The organism is uncultured Tessaracoccus sp. (assembly GCF_947255005.1).
Classification (GTDB): Bacteria; Actinomycetota; Actinomycetes; order Propionibacteriales; family Propionibacteriaceae; genus Arachnia.
On the sequence record NZ_CAMYFI010000106.1, the window covers coordinates 1 to 4395 of the forward strand.

Sequence of the window (4395 nt, forward strand, 5' to 3'; positions counted from 1 at the left end):
GAAAGAAGCAGTGATGCCGTTCAATCGCTTCCGCACGAGCTCAGGCGTCTTCGTCGACACGGTGCTGGGCCCGGAAATGCGCTCGACCGGCGAGGTCATGGGCCTGTCCGACACCTTTGGCACGGCCTACGCCAAAAGCCAAGCCGCAGGCGGCTGGGCCTTGCCAGAGCGAGGAACAATCTTCGCGTCTATTGCTGACCGTGACAAGCGCAACGCCATCTGGCCACTGCGCAGATTCGCCGATCTTGGCTTCACCGTGCTCGCCACCCGCGGGACCGCATCGGTGTTGCGCCGCAATGGTATGGCCTGTGAAGAGGTGCGCAAGATGACCGAAGCCGACGGAGCAGGGCCGAGCATCGTTGACCTCATCAAGGCAGGCGAGATTGATCTGATCTTCAATACCCCGGGTGGTGGGGCAGCAGGGGAGAGCACTCGCGAGGCGGGATACTCCATCCGCACCGCCGCGGTGTTCGCCGATATCCCGTTAATCACGACGGTGCCTGGCCTGGCAGCAGCCGCGCAGGGCATCGAAGCGAAACAGCGAGGCGAGGTAAGCGTCAAATCGCTGCAAGATTGGAGTCGGTGATGCGGCTCAGCCTTCGTGCGCGGCATCCATGACTGGTACGACGGGTGTTTCGGACGGAGATTGCCGTAAAGACGATGCGAGGGCTCTGTTGGGCTGGGCGCGAACCTGGCAGCTTCCGACCATTTCTTAGCGTGTGCTCGCAAATGACCCCCAAGCGCGCTAGCGTAGTTCTCTAAATCAATTGATTCCTTCATATTGAGAAGCCAACCTCGGGTAACAGGATCGGAGAACCCTATGGCGATTCCCAAGCTCAGCAGTGAACAGCTCGCAGCTGCGCGCGCCTCGGCCACCGAAGCGCGCCGTATCCGTGCGGAGTTGAAGGAGCAAGTTAAGAAGCAGGAACTCACGTTTACCGAGGCGCTCGCCAAAGCCAAGCAAGACGAGGTACTCTCACGCATCAAGGTGATTGACCTGTTGCGGGCCGTGCCGCGGGTGGGTATAACGCGCGCTACTGAGATTCTTGAGCGTGCGGATATCGCGGCGAACCGTCGAATTCGTGGGCTCGGTCATCATCAGATTGAGCGCTTGGAACAGCTGGTTCGCTGAGGCAACTATGCTGAAGTAATGACTCCCGCTCAGCTCTGGATCATCTCGGGGCCTAGCGCAGTGGGCAAAGGTACCGTCTGCGCCCGCCTGCGTTGTCTGCATGACGAGCCGTTCTACTCCGTCTCGTGTACCACTCGTCAGCCCAGGCCGGGGGAGATCCCTGGTGAGAGCTATCATTTTGTTACCGACGAGCGGTTCGATGAGCTCATCGCGCACGATCAGTTGCTCGAGTGGGCGACGGTGCACGGCACGCACCGCTACGGAACTCCACGCGGCCCCGTCGAAGAGGCCGTCGCAGCTGGACGTCACGTTATTTTGGAGATCGATCTGCAAGGCGCCAGGCAGGTCAAAGCGCACATGCCTAACGCTCAGCTTGTCTTCCTGGCGCCACCCTCATGGGATGAGTTGGTGCGTCGCCTCGTCGGTCGCGGCACAGAAGATGAGGCCACCCGCGCCCGGCGCCTCGAAACCGCCAAGCTTGAGCTGGCCAGCGCTGAGGAAGCAGATCACCTCATCGTGAATGCGTCGGTCGAGGAAACCGTCGATAGTTTGGTAGCATTGCTGGGATTGTGATCAGCCCCAAGTAGAAGGTCACCTCATTGAATACCCTTGAAGGAATTACGAACCCGCCCGTTGACGAGCTGCTCGAGCACGTCGACTCCAAATACCGTCTCGTCCTCTTCGCCGCCAAACGCGCGCGACAGATCAACGCTTACTACTCCCAGCTGGGTGAGGGGCTTCTTGAGAATGTGGGGCCGCTAGTATCGGCCGCTCCCGAAGACAAGCCCCTCAGCATCGCATTGCGTGAAATCAATGAGGGTTTGCTGCAGCACAGTGAGTTCGACCCCGAAACTGAACCTGCTGTCGTGCCAGCCGACGATCTCACTTCGTTCGACTTCGTGAACCCCTTCGACGACGGCGACGCGGAGCAGAGCACTGACGCCGACGCCTGATTTCCTCCAGGCACGAATGATGTCCCGACAACCCGGTCGGGTTAGGCGGCTTGTTGCCGCCGCAAAAAACCACTGAGCGGCTTGTCGCCGCAGAAGGATCTCACTCATGAGCCGTCTATTCACATCCGAGTCGGTGACAGAAGGTCACCCGGATAAAATTGCAGATTCCATCTCTGACGCCGTCCTCGATGCACTCCTGACGCAAGACCAAGGCTCCCGGGTAGCCGTCGAGACGCTGATTACTACCGGCTTGGTGGTTGTGGCTGGCGAGGTCACTACGCAGGCCTACGCCAACGTCGCTGACATCGTCCGGCAGCGTGTCACCGAGATTGGCTACAACTCCTCCAAAGTGGGCTTCGACGGCGCCTCCTGCGGCGTATCGGTGGCCATCGGAGCGCAGTCGCCAGACATCGCGCAGGGTGTGGACAACGCGTGGGAAGCGCGCCAGGGCGACGGTGAAGCGTACGCGAAGCAGGGCGCTGGCGACCAGGGGTTGATGTTCGGGTACGCCTGCAACGAGACCTCGACGCTCATGCCGCTTCCCATCGACATCGCGCACCGCTTGGCGGAGCGCCTGGCAGAAGTGCGTAAGTCGGAGGAGCTGCCGTATTTGCGCCCTGACGGCAAGACTCAGGTCACCGTACGCTACGACGATGAGGGCAAGCCGGCCGGTGTCGAAACCGTCGTTGTGTCTACCCAGCACCATCCCGATGCCGACCTCGGATCGCGCATTCGCCCCGACATCGAGCGCCTGGTGATTGCCCCGGTGCTGGAACGCTACGGCTTTGGCGCCGCTGCGCCGCGTATCCTGGTGAACCCGACGGGCAAGTTCGTCATCGGTGGGCCCATGAGCGACGCTGGAGTTACCGGCCGCAAGATCATCGTCGACACCTATGGCGGCACGGCTCGCCACGGCGGAGGCGCATTCTCCGGCAAGGACCCGTCGAAGGTAGACCGCTCCGCCGCCTACGCGCTGCGGTGGGTGGCGAAGAACGTGGTGGCCGCTGGTCTGGCAGAAAAAGTCGAGGCGCAGCTCGCCTACGCCATCGGCAAGGCGGAACCTGTTGGGTTCTACATCGACACCTTCGGCACAGGTGCCGTTCCCGAGGCGCAGATTGAACATGCTGTGCTCGAGGTGTTCGACCTGCGGCCCGCCGCGATCATCCATGACTTGGACCTGCTTCAACCGAGGTACTCGGATGTGTGCGTCTACGGTCATTTCGGACGCGAGATACCGGCGGCTACGTGGGAGCGTACGGATCGTGCCGAGCAGCTGGCAGCGGCGGTCAAGGGTTAGCTCGGATGTCTCTCCCGCTGGTCGAGGCGCCGGGGCTGACGGTGGCGCGCGTCGCCGTCGATACGCCGCTAGCCCATCTCGACCGGCTTTTCGACTACGCCATTCCGCCATCCCTGGAAGCGCAGGCGGTGCCTGGGTGTCGCGTGAAGGTGCGCTTCGCGGGGTTGCTGCGCGATGGGTGGGTCGTCGAAGTGGGGGAGAGCAGCGCCTTCGACGGCGAACTCGAGCGCATCTCGAAAGTAGTGTCCCCGGAGCCCGTCCTGACGCCTGCGACGCATCGGCTTGTCCGGGCCGTGGCCGACCATTACGCGGGAGTGTGGTGGGATGTAGCCCGGCTCGCGATACCTCCGAGGCACTCCACCACGGAGAAGGCTCCGCAGCGCACCTGGCCTCAGCCCTCGCAGTCCGACGTCGCGAGCGTCCTCGAACGGTACCCTGCAGGCGACGGGTTCCTGGCAGCCCTGCGTGGGGGCAGGTCGCCGCGAGCCCACTGGCAGGCGGCACCCGTCGCGGCGCCGGGGGATGCCGTCGACGGTGCCATCGAGGCGGCTGCCGCGTGTCTCGCATCGCAGCGTGACGCCGTGATCGTGGTGCCCACGGCGCGCGCGCTCGAGGATGCGCTGCCCCGGCTGCGCGACGCCTTCGGAGCACAGGCGGTGGCTACGCTGTCGTCGGAACAGGGCCGCGGCCCTCGCTATCGCAACTACTTGGCGCTCACACGTGGCGAGGCCCACGTCGTCGTCGGAACGCGCAGCGCCGTATTCGCTCCGGTGCAGCGTCCTGGCCTACTCATCATCCTGGATGAGGGCAGCGACCATCACATTGAACAACGCTCCCCGTACTTCCACGCGCGCACCGTCGGAATTTTGCGCGCGTCGCTCGAACGATGCGCGTTGATGCTGATCGGGCATGCCCGATCAGTGGATGCGCAAGCGCTCATCGAGCGCGGCTGGATGCACGAGATTCGGCTGGCTCCCACGCAGCTGCGCCGCGTGGTGCCTCAGATGCGCACC

Annotated in this window: 4 protein-coding genes and 2 pseudogenes; all 6 read left to right on the forward strand. The window is 63.2% G+C overall.

Annotated features, from left to right (window positions below):
* Positions 1-586, forward strand: a pseudogene (gene carB / locus Q0X61_RS12690) (carbamoyl phosphate synthase large subunit); the annotation flags it as partial.
* Between the two features lie 234 nt (positions 587-820).
* Positions 821-1132, forward strand: coding sequence for an integration host factor, actinobacterial type (gene mihF, locus Q0X61_RS12695; protein ID WP_297743192.1), 312 nt, complete (start codon positions 821-823; stop codon positions 1130-1132).
* An 18-nt stretch (positions 1133-1150) separates the two neighbouring features.
* Positions 1151-1705: a guanylate kinase gene (gmk, locus tag Q0X61_RS12700; protein WP_297743194.1), complete on the forward strand. Its 555-nt coding sequence runs from the start codon at positions 1151-1153 to the stop codon at positions 1703-1705.
* Positions 1706-1731: 26 nt separating this feature from the next.
* The gene (gene rpoZ / locus Q0X61_RS12705; RefSeq protein WP_297743196.1) at positions 1732-2085 is read left to right on the forward strand and encodes a DNA-directed RNA polymerase subunit omega; all 354 of its coding nucleotides are present in this window, start codon (positions 1732-1734) and stop codon (positions 2083-2085) included.
* A 106-nt stretch (positions 2086-2191) separates the two neighbouring features.
* Positions 2192-3382 (forward strand): methionine adenosyltransferase, encoded by a 1191-nt coding sequence (metK, locus tag Q0X61_RS12710; protein ID WP_297743198.1) that lies wholly within the window; start codon positions 2192-2194, stop codon positions 3380-3382.
* Between the two features lie 5 nt (positions 3383-3387).
* Positions 3388-4395, forward strand: a pseudogene (locus Q0X61_RS12715) (primosomal protein N'); the annotation flags it as partial.

Excerpts from the sequence above, each read along its gene's own strand:
- gmk (WP_297743194.1), top strand. The coding sequence starts at position 1,151 with ATGACTCCCGCTCAGCTCTGGATCATCTCGGGGCCTAGCGCAGTGGGC.
- metK (WP_297743198.1), top strand. The coding sequence starts at position 2,192 with ATGAGCCGTCTATTCACATCCGAGTCGGTGACAGAAGGTCACCCGGAT.
- mihF (WP_297743192.1), top strand. The coding sequence starts at position 821 with ATGGCGATTCCCAAGCTCAGCAGTGAACAGCTCGCAGCTGCGCGCGCC.